General features: G+C 73.4%; 18 protein-coding genes. 14 read left to right on the top strand and 4 right to left on the bottom strand.

Annotated features, from left to right (window positions below; all coding sequences use genetic code 11):
• Positions 1 to 82: 82 nt before the first annotated feature.
• On the bottom strand, positions 83 to 748 hold the full coding sequence (locus MNY62_RS20695) for a TetR/AcrR family transcriptional regulator (protein ID WP_242346254.1): 666 nt from the start codon (positions 746 to 748) through the stop codon (positions 83 to 85).
• A gap of 91 nt (positions 749 to 839) precedes the next feature.
• Between MNY62_RS20695 and MNY62_RS20690 the strand changes: the two genes are divergently transcribed.
• On the top strand, positions 840 to 2,048 hold the full coding sequence (locus MNY62_RS20690) for a DNA polymerase IV (RefSeq protein WP_242346253.1): 1,209 nt from the start codon (positions 840 to 842) through the stop codon (positions 2,046 to 2,048).
• A 6-nt stretch (positions 2,049 to 2,054) separates the two neighbouring features.
• Here MNY62_RS20690 and MNY62_RS20685 read toward each other — a convergent pair whose 3' ends face one another.
• Entirely contained in the window at positions 2,055 to 2,597 is a 543-nt protein-coding gene (locus tag MNY62_RS20685; RefSeq protein WP_242346252.1) for a hypothetical protein, read from the bottom strand.
• Positions 2,598 to 2,737: 140 nt separating this feature from the next.
• Here MNY62_RS20685 and MNY62_RS20680 point away from each other — a divergent pair, with 140 nt between their 5' ends.
• The gene (locus MNY62_RS20680) at positions 2,738 to 3,583 is read left to right on the top strand and encodes a nucleotidyltransferase family protein (protein ID WP_408629099.1); all 846 of its coding nucleotides are present in this window, start codon (positions 2,738 to 2,740) and stop codon (positions 3,581 to 3,583) included.
• On the top strand, positions 3,540 to 4,325 hold the full coding sequence (locus MNY62_RS20675; protein ID WP_242346250.1) for a metallophosphoesterase family protein: 786 nt from the start codon (positions 3,540 to 3,542) through the stop codon (positions 4,323 to 4,325). The genes MNY62_RS20680 and MNY62_RS20675 overlap by 44 nt, the downstream gene beginning before the upstream one ends.
• 260 nt (positions 4,326 to 4,585) lie before the next feature.
• On the opposite strand, the gene MNY62_RS20670 is transcribed toward MNY62_RS20675, so the two are convergent.
• Together MNY62_RS20670 and MNY62_RS20665 are read right to left on the bottom strand one after the other, a co-directional pair.
• Complete coding sequence (locus MNY62_RS20670; protein ID WP_242346249.1) at positions 4,586 to 4,966, bottom strand: response regulator; 381 nt, start codon at positions 4,964 to 4,966, stop codon at positions 4,586 to 4,588.
• Complete coding sequence (locus MNY62_RS20665) at positions 4,963 to 5,934, bottom strand: DHH family phosphoesterase (protein ID WP_242346248.1); 972 nt, start codon at positions 5,932 to 5,934, stop codon at positions 4,963 to 4,965. Before MNY62_RS20665 ends, MNY62_RS20670 begins: the two co-directional genes overlap by 4 nt.
• Positions 5,935 to 6,304: 370 nt before the next feature.
• Between MNY62_RS20665 and hprK the strand changes: the two genes are divergently transcribed.
• The 11 genes from hprK to ahcY all read left to right on the top strand — a co-directional run bounded on the left by hprK (position 6,305) and on the right by ahcY (position 16,695).
• Positions 6,305 to 7,270, top strand: a complete 966-nt coding sequence (gene hprK, locus MNY62_RS20660) for an HPr(Ser) kinase/phosphatase (protein ID WP_242346247.1) — start codon at positions 6,305 to 6,307, stop codon at positions 7,268 to 7,270.
• Positions 7,267 to 8,151, top strand: coding sequence for an RNase adapter RapZ (gene rapZ, locus MNY62_RS20655; protein ID WP_242346246.1), 885 nt, complete (start codon positions 7,267 to 7,269; stop codon positions 8,149 to 8,151). The genes hprK and rapZ overlap by 4 nt, the downstream gene beginning before the upstream one ends.
• 73 nt (positions 8,152 to 8,224) lie before the next feature.
• Positions 8,225 to 8,647, top strand: coding sequence for a PTS sugar transporter subunit IIA (locus tag MNY62_RS20650; RefSeq protein WP_242346245.1), 423 nt, complete (start codon positions 8,225 to 8,227; stop codon positions 8,645 to 8,647).
• Positions 8,648 to 8,678: 31 nt separating this feature from the next.
• Complete coding sequence (locus tag MNY62_RS20645; RefSeq protein WP_242346244.1) at positions 8,679 to 9,173, top strand: PTS sugar transporter subunit IIB; 495 nt, start codon at positions 8,679 to 8,681, stop codon at positions 9,171 to 9,173.
• Between the two features lie 10 nt (positions 9,174 to 9,183).
• The gene (locus MNY62_RS20640) at positions 9,184 to 9,888 is read left to right on the top strand and encodes a PTS sugar transporter subunit IIC (protein WP_242346243.1); all 705 of its coding nucleotides are present in this window, start codon (positions 9,184 to 9,186) and stop codon (positions 9,886 to 9,888) included.
• The gene (locus MNY62_RS20635) at positions 9,885 to 10,652 is read left to right on the top strand and encodes a PTS system mannose/fructose/sorbose family transporter subunit IID (RefSeq protein ID WP_242346242.1); all 768 of its coding nucleotides are present in this window, start codon (positions 9,885 to 9,887) and stop codon (positions 10,650 to 10,652) included. The genes MNY62_RS20640 and MNY62_RS20635 overlap by 4 nt, the downstream gene beginning before the upstream one ends.
• Positions 10,653 to 10,656: 4 nt before the next feature.
• Positions 10,657 to 10,929: an HPr family phosphocarrier protein gene (locus tag MNY62_RS20630; RefSeq protein WP_242346241.1), complete on the top strand. Its 273-nt coding sequence runs from the start codon at positions 10,657 to 10,659 to the stop codon at positions 10,927 to 10,929.
• Entirely contained in the window at positions 10,926 to 12,725 is a 1,800-nt protein-coding gene (gene ptsP / locus MNY62_RS20625; protein WP_242346240.1) for a phosphoenolpyruvate--protein phosphotransferase, read from the top strand. The genes MNY62_RS20630 and ptsP overlap by 4 nt, the downstream gene beginning before the upstream one ends.
• A 162-nt stretch (positions 12,726 to 12,887) precedes the next feature.
• The gene (gene metK / locus MNY62_RS20620; RefSeq protein WP_242346239.1) at positions 12,888 to 14,057 is read left to right on the top strand and encodes a methionine adenosyltransferase; all 1,170 of its coding nucleotides are present in this window, start codon (positions 12,888 to 12,890) and stop codon (positions 14,055 to 14,057) included.
• 138 nt (positions 14,058 to 14,195) lie between these two features.
• Positions 14,196 to 15,164 (top strand): ArsR/SmtB family transcription factor, encoded by a 969-nt coding sequence (locus tag MNY62_RS20615; RefSeq protein ID WP_242346238.1) that lies wholly within the window; start codon positions 14,196 to 14,198, stop codon positions 15,162 to 15,164.
• A 49-nt stretch (positions 15,165 to 15,213) separates the two neighbouring features.
• Positions 15,214 to 16,695 carry an adenosylhomocysteinase gene (ahcY, locus tag MNY62_RS20610; RefSeq protein ID WP_242346237.1) on the top strand — a complete coding sequence of 494 codons (1,482 nt, stop codon included), beginning with the start codon at positions 15,214 to 15,216 and terminating at the stop codon, positions 16,693 to 16,695.
• The last annotated feature ends 93 nt before the right edge of the window (positions 16,696 to 16,788 follow it).

Genomic DNA, 16,788 nt, shown 5'->3' with positions numbered 1-16,788 from the left:
CTTGGTGCGGGGCCCCGGGGGTGGGGGGGGGCCCCCCGCGCGGGGGGGGGGGGGGGGGGGGGGGGCGGGGGCGCAGCCCCCGTTAAATTGTCGCCTCGTCGGCCGGGGGCGTCGCCGAGCCGTTCGGCGCGGCCGGCCGCGCCGGCGTGAGGCCGTTCACGAGCAGCTCGAACACGTGCCGCCGCCACGCCTCCGGCGCGAGCGGCTCCTGCACGAACGGCCGCGCCGCCTCGCGGGACGACGCGACGAGCGCGGCGAGCCCGCCCACCGTCACGACCGCGAGGATCGGGTCGAGCCCGTCGCCGGCGCCGCCCTGAGCGAGCGCGTCGGCGGCGCGCCGGACCGGCTCGAGGAGCGCCGGGTCGGTCTGGGTGAGCTGCGAGAGGAAGGGTGCGCCGTCGAGGTACTCGCGGATGAGGATCTGTGCGCCCATCGGATCCTTCATCATCGCGTCGAGGTAGGCCGCCACGACCGAGGCCGGGCCGCCGGGTCCGAGCTGGACGAGCCGCGCGATCTCGTTCGCCGAGCCGAGCCAGACCGCTCGGAGGATGTCGAGGTAGAGCGCGCGCTTGGAAGCCCAGTGGCGGTAGATGAGGGCCACGTTGCAGGAGGCGCCGCGGGCGATGCCCTGGACCCGGGCGCCGTGGTAGCCGCGCTTCGAGAACTCGGTGCGCGCCGCGTCCCAGATCCGCTCCGCGATCCCCGCACGCGGGGCGCCCGCCTTGCGGGTGGCGACCGAGCCGTCCATGAAAGCCTGAATACCGGTCGCGTTGACCTGGGTCAAGTCCGCTTGCGCCCCCGTCCGGAGGGTGGGCGAGCCGGCATATAGAAGGAGGCGAATGACCGCCGGCCCGCGCACGATCCTCCACCTCGACCTGGACGCGTTCTACGCGTCGGTGGAGCAGCTCGACGAGCCGTCGTTGCGCGGTCGCCCGGTGATCGTCGGTGGGCCGTCGCGGCGCGGGGTGGTGTGCGCGGCGAGCTACGAGGCGCGGCGGTTCGGCGTCCGCTCCGCGATGCCGACGGCGCAGGCGCGCAAGCTCTGCCCGCAGGGCGTGTTCCTCCCGCCCCGCTTCGATCGCTACTCGGCGCTCTCCGAGCGGGTGTTCGGGATCTACCGGCGCTACACGCCGCTCGTCGAGCCGCTCTCGCTCGACGAGGCGTTCCTCGACGTCACCGCGAGCCGCGCGCTGCACGGCGGAGGGCGCGACATCGCGACCGCGCTCAAGCGCGCCGTGCGCGCGGAGTGCGGGCTCGCCGTCTCGGCGGGCGTCGCGGAGGTGAAGCTCGCCGCCAAGATCGCGACCGACCTCGGCAAGCCCGACGGGCTCGTCGAGGTGCCGGAGGGCGGCGTCGCAGCGTTCCTCGCGCCCTTGCCGGTCGGCCGGCTGTGGGGCGTGGGCCCGGTGACCGAGGCTGCGCTTCGCAAGCTCGGCGTCGCCACCATCGGCGACCTGGGTCGCACGCCGGACACCGCCCTCGCGGCCGCGCTGGGTGCCTCGCACGCGCGCGGGCTCCGCGCGCTGGCGCTCGGCGAGGATCCGCGGGAGGTCGTGCCCGACGAGGCGGCGAAGTCGGTCGGCGCGGAGGAGACCTTCGGCGAGGACCTCACCGGCCGCGCCGCGCTGGAGCGGGCCCTCCTCGCGCAGGCCGGGCGCGTCGGCCGGCGGCTGCGCGCCGTCGGGCTCGCCGGCCACGTCGTGACGCTCAAGGTGAAGTACGCCGACTTCACCCTCGTCACGCGCCGCACCACGCTCGCGGAGGCGACCGACGACGACCGCGCGATCTTCGAGGCGGCCCGCGCGCAGCTCGCGCGAGTCGACGCGGAGCGCCCGGTGCGGCTCACCGGCGTGTCGGTCTCCGGGTTCGCGGACGAGGCCGAGCGCGGGCAGCTCGATCTGTTCCAGGGCGCCGCGCCGCCGCCGCCGCCTGAGGTGGAGAAGCGCCGGTCGCTCAACGCCGCGCTCGACGCGCTGGCGCGCCGCTTCGGCGACGGCGCGGTCACCCGCGCGGATCTCGCCGACGACGACGGGCGAGAGGACGGCTGAGCGTCCTCACCCGCCCCCGTCGCTCCCCCGCTCCCCGGTGTTCGGCACCCAGCGCGCGTCGGGGGCCGGTCCCTCCGGGGCTCCGCGGCCGGTCCGCGGCGCGGAGCGCGCGTCGAGCGTGAGCGCGGTCGGCCGCCCTCCGCGCCCGCTCTCGTACGACGCCCGCACCTCGGTCCCCTCGCGCAGCGAGCCGAGCGGCGCGGCCCGTCCGTCGAGCGTGATCGCGGTGGCGCTCCCGACCCTCAGGACCACGCTCTCCTCGCCCGGCGCACGGATGACCACTCGCCCGTCGGCGTTACGCTCGAGCGTCCCCTCGATCTTCCGGATCGCCCTCGCGCGCGCGGCCGCCCGGCGGTGTCGGTCCGCCCGCCGGCTCTCCTCCAGGCCCGACGACCGCTCGCCCGGCGTGCGGCCGTCGCGCTGCGCGACCGTGGCGGGCGCCTCCGCGGGGGCCTGCTCGCGCGCCGCCTCGCCGCCGCGCTTGCACGCGAGGGCCAGCGCGGCCGTCAGCAGGGCGGCGAGCCTCGAGCTGTGGCAGGCGAGGAGCACGTCGCACCGTCCTCGACGGAAAGGTCCCTCGATCGAACGTGCGCCTGCGCCGGACGCCGGGCAACGGCGCTCCGCCGGCAGATCCCGGGGCGCCGCCCTGCGGGCTTCCTCCCTGCGACCGCGAGCCGCAAGTTCTCGTCATGATCTCGACCGAAACGACCGAACGGCCGGGGGAACATCTCGTGACTCGCGATCGCGACGCGGGCGAGCTCGACGCGCGCGTGGACGCGCTGCGCGCGCTCTCGGAGGCCGGCGTGCCGCACCTCGTCGCCGGGGCGTACGCCTTCTTCGAGTACACGGGCATCTTTCGCGACACGAAGGACCTCGACATCTTCCTCCGCGAGCGCGACCTCGAGGACGCCTTCCGGGTCCTGGAGGGCGCCGGGTTCCGGACCGAGATCACCGATCCGTCCTGGATCGGGAAGGGCTTCCGGGGCGAGTGGTTCGTGGACCTCATCTTCTCCTCCGGGAACGGCGTCGCCGTGGTCGACGACCTGTGGTTCGAGCACGCCCGGCCCGGGCGCGTGATGGGCGTCGACGTGCTGCTCGCGCCCCCCGAGGAGATCATCTGGTCGAAGGGCTTCGTCCTCGAACGCGAGCGCTACGACGGCGCGGACGTGAACCACCTCTTGCGGGCGTGCGGCGAGTCGCTCGACTGGGACCGGCTCCTCATGCGCTTCGAGCGCTACTGGGAGGTGCTCTTCTCGCACCTCATGCTCTACCGGTTCGCCTTTCCCTGTGAGCGGGGCAAGGTGCCGGACCGCGTGCTTCACACGCTCATGGAGCGGACGCGGGCGGACATCGCGGAGGGGAACCACGTACGCCCGGTCTGCCGCGGGACGCTGATCTCGCGCGTGCAGTACCGGCACGACCTCGAGCACCTCGGCTACGAGGATGGCCGCGCGTGGGACGAAGGCGAGCGGACCGCGAGGAAGGAGAACGATGGCGGATGGGAACGGGACCTTCCGGCTGGCGGCGGTCGCTGATCTTCACTGCCGGCAGGACCAGCACGGCCGCTTCCGCGAGCTCGTGAAGGTGGTGAACGGCGAGGCGGAGGGGCTCCTGCTCGCCGGCGACCTCACCGATCACGGCACCATCGAGGAGGCGAAGACGCTCGCCGAGGCGTTCGCGCTCCTGCGCGTGCCGTGCGCCGCGGTGCTCGGCAACCACGACTTCGAGGGCGGGGTGGTGAAGGAGGTCGTCCGGATCCTCGGCGAAGCGAGCATCGAGGTGCTCGACGGCGACCACGCCGTGTTCGACAAGCGCGTCGGCATCGCCGGCGTGAAGGGTTTCGCCGGAGGGTTCGAGCGGGCGATGCTGCAGGCCTTCGGCGAGCCGATCATCAAGGCGTTCGTGCAGGAGGCGGTGAACGAGGCGCTGAAGCTCGAGGCCGCGCTCGGCCAGCTCGACACGCCGATGAAGATCGTCATGACGCACTACGCGCCCATCGCCGAGACCTGCCAGGGCGAGGAGGCGGAGATCCGTCCCTACCTCGGTACGTCGCGCCTCTCCGTGCCGTGCGAGGCGTTCGGCGCGTGCGCCGTGTTCCACGGCCACGCTCACCACGGCAAGCCGGACGGCAGGACGCCCAAGGGCATCCCCGTCTACAACGTGGCGATGCCGCTCTTGCGGAAGCTCTGGGACCAGCGCTTCCGGGTCTTCGACGTGTGGGAGGGCGGCTGCGCGCCCGTGACGCCCGGGCCGGAGCTGGTGATCACGAGCCACTAAGAACGGGGGCTGCGCCCCCGCCCCGCCGACGGCTGGCCGCCGTCGTCGGGGCCCCACCCCTGCTCGGGGGCCCCCCCCCGGCTCGGCGGGGCCCGTGAACGGTCGCGCCCGCTTCGCGGGTTCGCGACCGTTCCCCGCCGGAGGGGCTTCGCCCCTCCCGCGCTTCGCGCGGGGCCCTCCCGCGGCGAGGGGTCGGGTCGTGACCGCTCGGCGAGGTCGTGAGGCGGGGGTCGGCGCGACGGGAGGCTCGGAGGGGGTCCTCAATGCCGCATCGGCGGGGGGCCGGCGGCCTTGCGGACGCGCTCGAGGATCTCGTCCATCCCGACGGACTTCGGGATGTAGCCCTGCGCGCCGAGGAGCTCCGCCTCCCACTCGAACCCGTACGCGGAGAGGATCAGGATCGGCACCGCCGAGCTCTTGGCGTCGCCGCGCATGCGCTCCATCACGCCCCAGCCGTCGAGCACCGGCATCTTGAGGTCGAGCAGCACGACGCCGGGCGCCTCGTCGGCGACCCGCTGCAGCGCGACCTCGCCGTTCTCGGCCTTCTGCACCGGGTAGCCCGCCTCGACGAGCACCTCGGAGAGCGCCTCGCGGAAGTCGTCGTCGTCGTCGACGACGAGGATGTACTGGCCGGGGGTCATGGCGCGGTCGGCTCCGTGCGCAGCGCCGCGGCGATCTCGCCGGCGATGCGCCGTGCGTCCTCGACGCGATCAGGTGCGATCGAGACAGCGCCGACGACCGGGTGGCCGCCGCCGCCGTACCGCTCGCACAGCTTGGAGATGTCGTGCGCGCGCGCCGGCCGGGCCCACGGATTCGAGCCGACCGACACCTTGGCGCGCTTGGGATCGCGGCTCACGACCACGGTATAGCGGGCCTCCGGGAAGAGCTCATACGCGATGAACTTGTTGGCCGACTCGATGGGCGTGCCGGTGAGATCGATGGTGACGACGCCCTGCTCGACGCGGGCGAGCCGACGGTACACCTCGATGGCCTCCGCGTGCCGCGCGAGGATGGGCTCGAGCGGCCCCGCGACCCAGGGCTCGGCCGCGATCTCGCCGAGCGGCCGGTGCTGCAGGGCCTCGATGAGCCGGGCGGGGACCGCCGGGTCCCGGGTCGCCTCGAGCAGCGTCATGATGCGGAGCGCCGGCGCCTCGAGCCGCACCGCGGTCGCGGGCGAGTCGAACCGCGCCGCGTCGATGACGTCGGCCCAGCGGACGAGCTCGGCGAGGTCGTCGGCGCGCCACTCGAAGCGCTCCGCGAGCGAGCGCGCCATGAAGCCGGCGCAGCTCGGCGCGCCCGGATCCCAGAACTTCTGGCCGCTCGCGTCCCGCTCGAACACGACGCGATCCTGCGGCGTGGGGAACGCGCTCGCGTGATGATCGAACCACCAGTGAAGGTCGGGCGACGGAGAGAAGCGGAAGTCGACGCAGGCGTTCACGTCGGCGTCGAAGACGCCGGGGGGGAACGGCTCTCCCGCGCCGTGCTGCAGCGGGACGTGGCGCACCGTCGAGAGCCGCGTGCCCTCGCGCTCGGCGAAGAAGCGGCTGAAGACGGCCGCCGAGGCGCAGCCGTCGAAGCAGTTGCCGTGGTAGAGGACCTTGAGCTGCATCGGAGCGGGGCAATCTAGTGACCGGGCGAGCATACCGTCAACGCGCGAGTCGGGCCGCGTGCCCTCGCGCGGGCCCCCACCGGGGCGACGGCCGCGCCGGCCGCGCGAGGGAAGCGAGGGCGCCCCGGGGCGGCCGGCGAGCGCCGACTACACGAATGGTGCGGGGGACGGCGGCGCGGTGCCCTCCCGCGCGCGCCGGCCGCGGCCATGGCCGCCGCCGCAGGCCACTCGCCCGCTCGCTCCGTCCGCTTGCCGCGCGCAGGAGCTTCGCGCCGGCCCCGCCGTGCGGGCCACGGGCGCGCGCCCGCGTCCAAGGGGGCGTGCCGACGAGGTAGCGGCCAGCCGTTTCCGCGGGTTAGACTCCGCCGCGATGGACGCGATCCGCGTCGGGGCCCTCCTCGACGACAAGAAGTTCGACCTCCGGCTCACCCTCGTCGCGGGCAAGCAGGGGCTCTCGCGCCGCATCAGCTCCGCCCGGATCCAGAAGCCCGGGCTCGTGCTGGCCGGCTTCACCGAGAACCTCCACCGCGAGCGGGTCCAGGTGTTCGGCAACACCGAGATGAGCTATCTGGCGACGCTGCCGCGCGAGCGCGCGGTGGACGTCCTGCGGAGCTTCTTCTCCGCCGACATCGCCTGCCTCGTCGTGACGAAGGGGCTCGAGGTGCCGCCCGAGATGGCCGCCGCGGCCGACGAGTCCGGCGTACCGCTCCTCCGCACCACGCACCTCAGCTCGACGTTCATCGAGGGCGTCCAGAACTACCTCGAGGACATCCTCACCGCGCAGACCTCGATGCACGGGGTGCTGCTCGACGTCTTCGGCGTGGGCATCCTCCTCCTCGGAAAGTCGGGCATCGGCAAGAGCGAGATCGCGCTCGACCTCATCATGCGCGGTCACCGGCTCGTCGCGGACGACATCGTCGACGTGAAGCGGCGCACCCCCGACTCCGTCTACGGCGCGGGCTCCGAGATCATCAAGCACCACATGGAGATCCGCGGGCTCGGGATCATCAACATCAAGGACCTCTTCGGCGTCGCGTCCATCCGCGAGCGGAAGAAGATCGAGATCGTCCTCGAGCTCGTGGAGTGGGATCCCAGCGTCGAGTACGACCGCCTCGGCGTCGAGGAGAAGAAGTTCCGCATCCTCGACGTGGAGATCCCGATGCTCATCGTCCCGGTTCGCCCGGGCCGCAACATGACCACCATCGTCGAGGTCGCGGCGCGCAACCACCTCCTGAAGCTCCAGGGCCACCACTCCGCCCGCGAGTTCCAGGAGCGGCTGAACCGCGCGATCGCGCTCGCCCCCGGCGGGCGCGTAGGGGAGCTGGACGTCGAATGACCGAGAACGCGAACCACGGCGTGGCGGAGGTCGTGATCCTCACCGGCGTGTCCGGCTCGGGGAAGTCCACCGCGCTCCGTGCGCTCGAGGACGCGGGCTTCTACTGCGTCGACAACCTGCCCATCCTGTTCCTCGAGAAGCTGCTCGAGCTCTCGGGCCACACCGCCGGGGAGGTCTCGCGCATCGCGCTCGTCGTCGACGCGCGCGAGGGGCGCTTCCTCGCCGACGCCCCGCGCGTCATCCGGGAGATCCGCCAGCAGGGAGCAGACGTCGAGGTGCTGTTCCTCGACGCGTCCGACGAGTCCCTCGTGCGCCGCTACTCCGAGACGCGGCGGCGCCACCCGCTCGCCGGCGAGACCGGCACGGTCCCGGACGGCATCGCCGCCGAGCGCCGCGCCCTCGCCGCGCTGAAGGCGATCGCCGACGAGGTGATCGACACGACGACGCTGAACGTCCACGAGCTGAAGCGGCTCGTCACGCGACGCTTCGGGTCCTCGGAGGGCGCCCGGCTCGGCGTCACGGTGGTGTCGTTCGGGTTCCGCTTCGGCCTGCCCACCCACGCCGACCTCGTGCTCGACGTGCGCTTCCTGCCGAACCCCTACTTCATCCCCGAGCTGAAGCCGCACCCGGGCACCGACCCGCGCGTGGCGAGCTTCGTGCTCGGCCAGGCGGACGCGAAGGCCTTCCTCGAGCGGATCGTGGACCTGCTCGGCTTCCTGCTCCCGCGCTACCGCGCCGAGGGGAAGAGCTATCTCACCATCGCGATCGGCTGCACCGGCGGGAGGCACCGCTCGGTGGCCCTCGCCGGCGCGCTCTCCGAGCGCCTGGAGGCGGGCGGGCAGCCGGTCCGCCTGTGGCACCGGGACGTCGAGAAGGAGTGAGGCGCCAGCACCGCTGGCCCCCCGCGGCGCCCGAGGCTATGGTACGCCGCGCGCCGGGGGAGGAGCATCCTGAATGGTCGGTCTCGTCGTCGCCACGCACGGCAGTCTCGCGGAGGAGCTCCTCCGCACCGCGGAGGGCATCGTCGGTCGCCTCGAGCAGTCCGAGGCGGTGAGCATCGGCGCGGGCTCGTCCATGGAGGACTGCCGCACCCGCCTCGGCGAGGCCGTGAAGCGCGTCGACACCGGCGAGGGCGTGCTCGTCCTCACCGACATGTTCGGCGGCACCCCGGCGAACCTCGCGCTCACCTTCCTCGACGACAAGCTCGAGGTCGTCACCGGCGTGAACCTGCCCATGGTGCTGAAGCTCGCCACCGCCCGGGCGGAGAACCTCGGCCTCCACGCCACCGCCGAGCTCCTCACCGGCTACGGCCAGAAGAACATCACGCTCGCGTCCGAGCTCCTGCGCACTCGGACACGCACGAGCCGGTCGTCGTGAATCGCCGCGCCCGCGCAGCCGTCTCTACCCCGTGATCTCCCTCGTCCGCGTCGACAACCGGCTCCTCCACGGCCAGGTGCTCGAGACCTGGCTCCCTCGCCTGGGGGTGAAGGAAGTCGTCGTCGCGGACGACGAGGCCGCGTCGAGCGGGCTCGCCCGGGCGGCGATGACGCTGTGCGTCCCGCCCGAGCTGCCGGTGCGCATCGAGCCCCTCCGGGCGATCGACTTCGGGGCGCTGGCGGCGTCGGGGTGGCCGGTGCTCGTGCTCGTCCGCGACGTCGCGCAGCTCGCCGAGGCCCGCGCGGCCGGCCTCACGCCGGCGCAGGCGCCGCGCCTCAACGTGGGCAACGTCCACTTCGGCCCGGGGCGGCGGTGCGTCACGCCGTCGGTTTTCCTCTCGGAAGACGAGATCCGGACGCTGCGCGAGCTCACCGCGGCCGGCTTCGAGGTCGAGGCCCGCTCGGTGCCCACCGAAGCCCCCGCGGGGATCGAAGAGATCGAACGCCGGTACGCCGCGGCCCGTTAGGTTACACTGCTTGGGCTTGTCCTACCTCGTCCTAGGGGTCGTCGCGGGCCTGGCCGCGGTGGAGCGCAAAGGCTTTCTGCAGGCCATGCTCTCGCGGCCGATCGCGCTCGCGCCGATGACCGGCTGGGCGCTCGGTGACCCGCAGGGCGGCCTCCTCGTCGCCCCACCGCTCGAGCTGCTCTGGCTCGGGGCGGTGAACCTCGGCGCCGCGCTCCCCGTGCACGAGGCGCTCGGGACCGTGGCGATCACGGGCGGCGCGGTCCTCGCCGGGCGCGCGCTCGGGGTGGCCGTCTCGCCCGAGGTGGCGATCCTGGCCGTGCTCCTCTGCGCGCCGCTCGCCCTCGTCGGCCGCCGGGCGGATCGCCACGTCGAGATCTGGAACGATCGGCTCGTGGAGCGCGCGGAGGCGGCGCTCGCGGGCGGCGACCCGGGCGCCGCGGTTCGCTGGAACCTCGGCGGCCTCGCCGCCCCGTTCGCCGTCGCGGCGCTCCTCGCCCCCGCGGGCGCCGCGCTCGCCGCCGCGGTGATCCCCGCGTTCCTGCGCGCCGTGCCCGCCGCGTCGGGCCCGCTCAGGCTCGGGTTCTTCGCCTTCGCGGCGCTCGCCGCCGCGTCGGGCGCGAAGGCGCTCCGCGCGCGCGAGGCGCCGCGCTTCTTCTACGGCGCGCTCGGCGGCGCGCTCGTGGCCGGCCTCCTCATCGGGGGGGCGCTGTCGTGAGCCCGGCCCGCGTCCCCGCCCGGACGCTCGCCCGCGTGTTCTGGCGCTGCCTGTTCCTCCAGGCCGCCTGGAACCGGCGCGGCATGCAGAACCTCGGCTTCGCCTACGCGATCGAGCCCGCGCTCGCCGTGCTCTATCCCGAGCCCGCCCGGCGCCGCGAGGCGCTCGAGCGGCACCTCCAGTTCTTCAACTGCCATCCGTTCATGGCGGCCGCCATCGTGGGCGGCGCGATCCACCACGAGGAGCGGGTCGCCGCGGGCGAGGAGCCGGCCTCCGCGCCCATCCGCTACAAGGCCACGCTCCAGGGGCCGCTCGCGGCGCTCGGGGACGGCTTCTTCTGGACGGCGCTCCGCCCGTTCTGCGGCGCGCTCGGCGCGGCCGGCGCGCTCGTGATCGGCGTCCCGGCGGTGGTCGCGGCCATCGTCCTCTACGACGTCATCCACTTCTCGCTCCGCCTCGGGCTCTTCCGCGCCGCCTACCGGGGCGGGGACGCCGTCATCCCGGTGATCGCCCGCCTCGGGCTGCCCCTCGCGGCCGAGCGCCTGCGCGCCGCCGGCGTCGCCCTGTGCGGCGTCGCGGCGGCCATCGTCGTCCTCCGCGGCGCCGGCGCGGCGGGAGCCGCGGCCGGGATCGTCGCCGCGCTCGCGGCAGGGGCGGGCTACGCCGCCCTGGCGCGGGGCGCGCGCCTCCTCCCCACCGCCTACGTCGCCGCCCTCGCGGGCATCGCGGCCGCGGTGGCGGGCCACCTCCACTGGAGCAGCTAGCCGCATGCCCAGGCACGAGCGCACCTTCGTCATCGTCAACTCGCTCGGGCTCCACGCCCGCGCCGCGGCGCAGCTCGTGCAGACCGCGAACCGCTTCCGCTCCGAGATCCACGTCGAGAAGGACGGGATGCAGGTGAACGGCAAGAGCATCATGGGCGTGCTCACGCTCGCGGCCGCGAAGGGCTCCTCGATCATCGTGGTCGTGGAGGGAGAGGACGCCGAAGCGGCGATGACCGCGCTCGCGAAGGTGATCGAGGGCGGGTTCGGAGAGAAATGACGCCGGCCTCCGCCTCCATCCTCGTCGGCATCGCCGCCTCCCCCGGGATCGCGATCGGGCGATGCTGGCCGGTGGACCGGCGGCGGGTGCGCGCGCCGAAGCGCCGGCTCGCCCCGGAGGAGGTGGAGAGCGAGCTGGCCCGGCTGCGCACCGCCCTCGAGATCTCGGACCTGCAGCTCGCGGAGGTGCGCGAGAAGGTGGAGCGGGCGCAGGGGGCGCAGGGCGGCGCCGAGCACACCGCCATCATCGACATGCACCGGATGATGCTGAAGGACGAGATGCTCGTCCTCGAGGCGCAGCGCCTCATCCGGGAGGATCGCATCAACGCCGAGTGGGCGGTGAAGCGCGCCGTCCGCAAGATCAAGAGCGCGTTCCACGAGCTGGCCGACGAGTACTTCAAGGAGCGCCGCGCCGACGTGGACTACGTCGGCGAGCGCGTCATCAAGAACCTCCTCGGCCAGGCGCCGGACGTGGAGGAGCCGCCGCCGGAGGGCGCGATCATCGTCGCGCACGATCTGTCGCCGGCCGACACGGCGCTCCTGCTCCACGAGCGCAAGGTCGCCGCGTTCGTGACCGACACCGGGGCGAAGACCTCCCACACCGCCATCGTGGCGCGCGCCCTCGAGGTGCCGGCGGTGGTGGGGGTGGGGCGCATCACCTCGCTCGCCAGCCGGGGCGACTGGATCGCCGTCGACGGCAGCCGCGGCGTCGTGGTGATCAACCCGTCCCCGGGCGATCGGGTCGAGTACGAGGTCGCGCGCGAGCGGTTCCTCGAGGCGGAGCAGGTCCTGCTCCGCACGCGCGACCTGCCCGCCCGCACGCTCGACGACGTCACCGTGCGGCTCGCCGGCAACATCGAGTTCGTCGAGGAGGTCCCGAGCCTGGTCGCGCACGGCGGCGAGGCGGTCGGGCTCTACCGGACCGAGTTCCTGTTCCTCGGCCGCCACGACCTGCCCGGCGAGAGCGAGCAGTACCAGAGCTACCGCCGGGTCCTCGAGGCGCTCGCGCCGAAGCCGGTGACGATCCGCACCTTCGACCTCGGCGGCGACAAGCTCCCGGTCGGGATGCGCGTGCCGGCGGAGAACCCCGCGCTCGGCCTGCGCGCGATCCGCTACTGCCTGCGCCAGCCGGAGATGTTCCGCGTGCAGCTCCGCGCGCTCCTGCGCGCGTCGGTGCACGGGAACCTCCGCATCATGTTCCCCATGATCTCGGGGGTCGCCGAGCTGCGCGCCGCGCGCCGGCTCCTCGGCGAGGTGCGCGAGGAGCTGCGCCGCGAGGGCGTGCCGGTGCGCGACGACGTGCCGGTCGGGATCATGATCGAGCTTCCCTCCGCGGCGCTCATCGCCGACCGGCTCGCGAACGAGTGCGACTTCTTCTCCATCGGCACGAACGACCTCATCCAGTACGCGCTCGGGATCGACCGCCAGAACAAGGACGTCGCCTACCTCTACAAGCCGCTGCACCTCGCGGTGATGCGGATGCTGAAGCAGATCTGCGACGCGGCGCAGGGGGTGGGGATCCCCGTCTCCATGTGCGGCGAGATGGCGGGCGAGCCGATGAACGCGCTCGTCCTCATCGGGCTCGGCGTCTCCGAGCTCTCGATGAACGGCTCCGCCATCCCGCTCGTGAAGCGCGTCGTCCGCGCCGCGCGCGCCGCGGACGGACGCGAGCTCGTCGACCGGCTCCTCTCGTTCACGACCGCGGACGACATCGAGCGCGAGGTGCGCACCGAGATGCTCCGCAGGTTCCCCGAGCTGCTCGAGACCGAGCCGGCCTTCGGCCCCGTGTCAGGGTAGGGTCGGGGCCCCCGTCCGCTCGCCCGGCGGGTCCGATCCGCGGCGAACCGGGTCCGTCGAGCGGCGCAAAACGCGCGCGGTGGACGGCCATCCGTCATATTGACAGGGTCCGTTCCCGCCGCGTACTTTCGCCACCCCCCACGCCACCGGAGAACCCGTCCGATGCCGCACACCGACTACCTCTTCACCTCCGAGTCCGTCACCGAGGGCCATCCCGACAAGATGGCGGACCAGATCTCGGACGCGGTCCTCGACGCGGTGCTCGCGCAGGACGAGAAGGGGCGCGTCGCGTGCGAGACGCTGCTCAAGACCGGCTACGTCATGATCGCCGGCGAGATCACGACGAGCGCCCGCATCGAGTACCCGAAGCTCGCGCGCGAGGTGGTGAAGCGCATCGGCTACGTCTCCGGCGAGATGGGCTTCGACGGCAACACCTGCGGCGTGCTCGTCGCGGTGGACCAGCAGTCGCCCGACATCGGCCAGGGCGTCGACACGGGCGGCGCCGGCGACCAGGGCATGATGTTCGGCTACGCGTGCGACGAGACGGCCGAGCTCATGCCGGCGCCCATCCAGTACGCGCACGCCGTGACGCGCCACCTCGCCAAGGCGCGCCGCGCCGGGCTCGACTTCCTCCGCCCGGACGGCAAGAGCCAGGTGACCGTCGAGTACCGGGCCGGCAAGGTCGCCCGCATCGACACGGTGGTGGTCTCGACCCAGCACGCCGAGAGCGTCTCGAACCGCAAGCTCCACGCCGCCATCCGCGAGGAGGTCATCGCGAAGGCGCTCCCGAAGAAGCTCATCGACAAGAAGACCAAGATCTTCATCAACCCCACCGGCCGCTTCGTGATCGGCGGGCCCATGGGCGACACGGGCGTCACCGGCCGCAAGATCATCGTCGACACCTACGGCGGCATGGGCCGCCACGGCGGCGGCGCGTTCAGCGGCAAGGATCCGTCCAAGGTGGATCGCTCCGCCGCGTACATGGGCCGCCACATCGCCAAGAACGTCGTCGCGGCCGGGCTCGCGCGCCGCTGCGAGGTGCAGGTCGCCTACGCGATCGGCGTCGCCGAGCCGGTCTCCGTGATGGTCGAGACGTTCGGCACCGCGCTCGTGCCGGAGGAGCGGATCGCCCAGGCCGTCCGCGAGGTGTTCGGCCTCACGCCGAAGCAGATCATCGAGGGGCTCGACCTCCTGCGGCCGATCTACGAGAAGACCGCCGCCTACGGCCACTTCGGCCGGACGGAGAAGGAGTTCACCTGGGAGCGCACCGACAAGAAGGACGCGCTCCGCGACGCCGCCGGCGGGAAGGTCCGCGCCGTCGCCGGCGCCTAGCGCCGCGCTCGCAGAGCCCGCGCGCCAGGGCCCGCACCCGGAGACGGGGCGGGCCCTTTCTCTTTCGCGGGTCCGCGAGGAGCGGTCCTTGACCGCCGCGGGGTCCCACGCCATATATCCGTCCATCCGGATGGAACGATGACCGCCCCCGCCCCCGCACGTCCCCCCGCGGACGCCCTCCTCGGCTGGATGGAGGGGCTCGCCGATCCCACCCGGCTCCGGCTGCTGCACGCCCTCGAGCGCAAGGAGCTCTCGGTCCTCGAGCTCTGCGAGGTGCTGGCGCTGCCGCAGTCAACCGTGTCGCGGCACCTGAAGGTCCTCTCCGGCCAGGGCTGGCTCTCGAGCAGGCGCCAGGGGACCCAGAGCCTCTACGGCTACGCCGAGGACGTCGCGCCGGGAGCCCGCCGGCTGTGGCTCCTCGCCCGCGCGGAGAGCGAGGGCTGGCCGGCGGTGCGCCAGGACGCCGAGCGGCTGCAGGCGGTCCGGGCGCGGCGCGACGGAGCGGAGCGCTTCTTCGCCGGCGCAGCGGGGGCATGGGACAAGCTCCGCGCCGAGGTGTACGGCCCGGGCGTCGCGCGCGAGGCGCTCCTCGCGCTGTTGCCCGCGTCGTGGACCGTCGCCGATCTCGGCTGCGGCACCGGCGCGCTCGCCGCCGAGCTCGCGCCGCGCGTGCGCAAGGTCGTCGCGGTGGACCAGTCCGCCGCGATGCTCCGCGCCGCGCGCCGCCGCTGCGCCGCGCTCCCGAACGTCGAGCTGCACGAGGCGCGGCTCGAGGCCCTGCCCATCGCCGATGGGCGCTGCGACGCCGCGCTCCTCGTGCTCGTCCTCGGCTACCTCGACGAGCCCGCGGTCGCGCTGCGCGAGGCGGCCCGCGTGCTCGCCCCGGGCGGCCGGCTCGTCGTCCTCGACGCCGCGCGCCACGCCGACGCCGCGCTGCGCCGCCGGATGGGCCAGGTCCGCCCCGGCTTCGCGCCCGAGGAGCTCGAGGCGCTCCTCGGCGGCGCGGGCCTGTCCACCGCGCGCGCCCGCGCGCTGCCCCCGGAGCCCGGCGCCAGGGGGCCCGGCCTCGTCGTCGCGACGGCCGAGCGCGTTCCCCGCCGCCGCTAGCCGACCTCACCCGAACCCGCCACACGAAGCCACGATCAAGGAGAGCACCATGGCCGTCCCCGCCGCGAAGAAGAAGCAGCTGAAGCCGCCCGCCGCGCCCATCGAGCACCGCGTGAAGGACCTCGCGCTCGCCGACTGGGGCCGCAAGGAGATCGAGCTCGCCGAGAAGGAGATGCCGGGCCTCATGGCGGTGCGCCGCGAGTACGCGCGCAAGAAGCCGCTCGCCGGCCAGCGCATCACCGGCTCCCTGCACATGACCATCCAGACCGCGGTGCTCATCGAGACGCTCGCGGAGCTCGGCGCCGACGTGCGCTGGGCGAGCTGCAACATCTTCTCGACCCAGGACCACGCCGCCGCGGCGGTGGTGGTGGGGCGCGGCGGCACGCCGGAGGCGCCGCGCGGGGTGCCGGTGTTCGCCTGGAAGGGCGAGACGCTCGAGGAGTACTGGGACTGCACCGAGCGCGCGCTCGACTTCGGCGAGGGCAAGGGCCCCACGCAGATCGTGGACGACGGCGGCGACGCCACGCTCCTCATCCACAAGGGCTTCGAGTTCGAGCAGGCCGGCAAGGTGCCGCGCGCGGCCGCGAGAGACTCCGAGGAGTACGCGGTGGTCCTGAAGCTCCTCGCCCGCGAGCTCAAGAAGGACCCGCAGCGCTGGACCCGCGTCGCGAAGGACTGCGCCGGCGTGACCGAGGAGACGACCACCGGCGTCCACCGGCTCTACGAGATGCAGAAGGCGGGCACGCTCCTCTTCCCCGCCATCAACGTGAACGACTCGGTGACGAAGTCCAAGTTCGACAACCTCTACGGCTGCCGCCACTCGCTCGTCGACGGGCTCAACCGCGCGACCGACGTGATGCTCGCCGGCAAGCTCTGCGTGGTGTGCGGCTACGGCGACGTGGGCAAGGGCTGCGCGCAGGCGCTCCGCGGCCAGGGCGCGCGCGTGGTGGTGACCGAGGTCGATCCCATCAACGCCCTGCAGGCGTCGATGGAGGGCTACCAGGTCGTGCGCGTCGAGGACGTGGTGAAGGAGGCGGACGTGTTCGTCACCGCCACCGGCAACCTCGATGTCATCACCGTCGAGCACCTGCAGCAGATGAAGGACTGCGCGATCGTCGGCAACATCGGCCACTTCGACAACGAGATCGACATCGCCGGCCTGAAGAAGGTCCCGGGCGTGGAGATCGTGAACATCAAGCCGCAGTACGACGCCTTCGTGTTCCCCGACGGCCACCGCGTGCTCGTGCTCGCGGAGGGCCGGCTCCTCAACCTCGGCTGCGCCACCGGCCACCCCTCCTTCGTGATGTCGAACTCGTTCACGAACCAGACGCTCGCGCAGCTCGAGCTCGCGACGAACCGCGCCGCCTACGAGAAGAAGGTCTACGTGCTCCCGAAGCACCTCGACGAGAAGGTCGCGGCGCTGCACCTCGAGCAGATCGGCGCGAGGCTCACGAAGCTCACGAAGAAGCAGGCGAGCTACCTGGGCGTGCCGCCGAACGGGCCGTTCAAGCCGGACCACTACCGTTACTAGATCCTGCGCGGGGGCTCGCGACCACCACGGTCGCGAGCCCCGCCGGGCGCAGGAGGCCTCGGCGCCCGCGCTCCCCGAACACGCCCGTGCGGT

It is taken from the genome of Anaeromyxobacter terrae (genome assembly GCF_022690685.1).
GTDB classification, from domain to species: Bacteria; Myxococcota; Myxococcia; order Myxococcales; family Anaeromyxobacteraceae; genus Anaeromyxobacter; species Anaeromyxobacter terrae.
The sequence above is the reverse complement of the archived record's forward strand: the minus strand, read 5'-3'. Positions and strand labels throughout refer to the sequence as shown.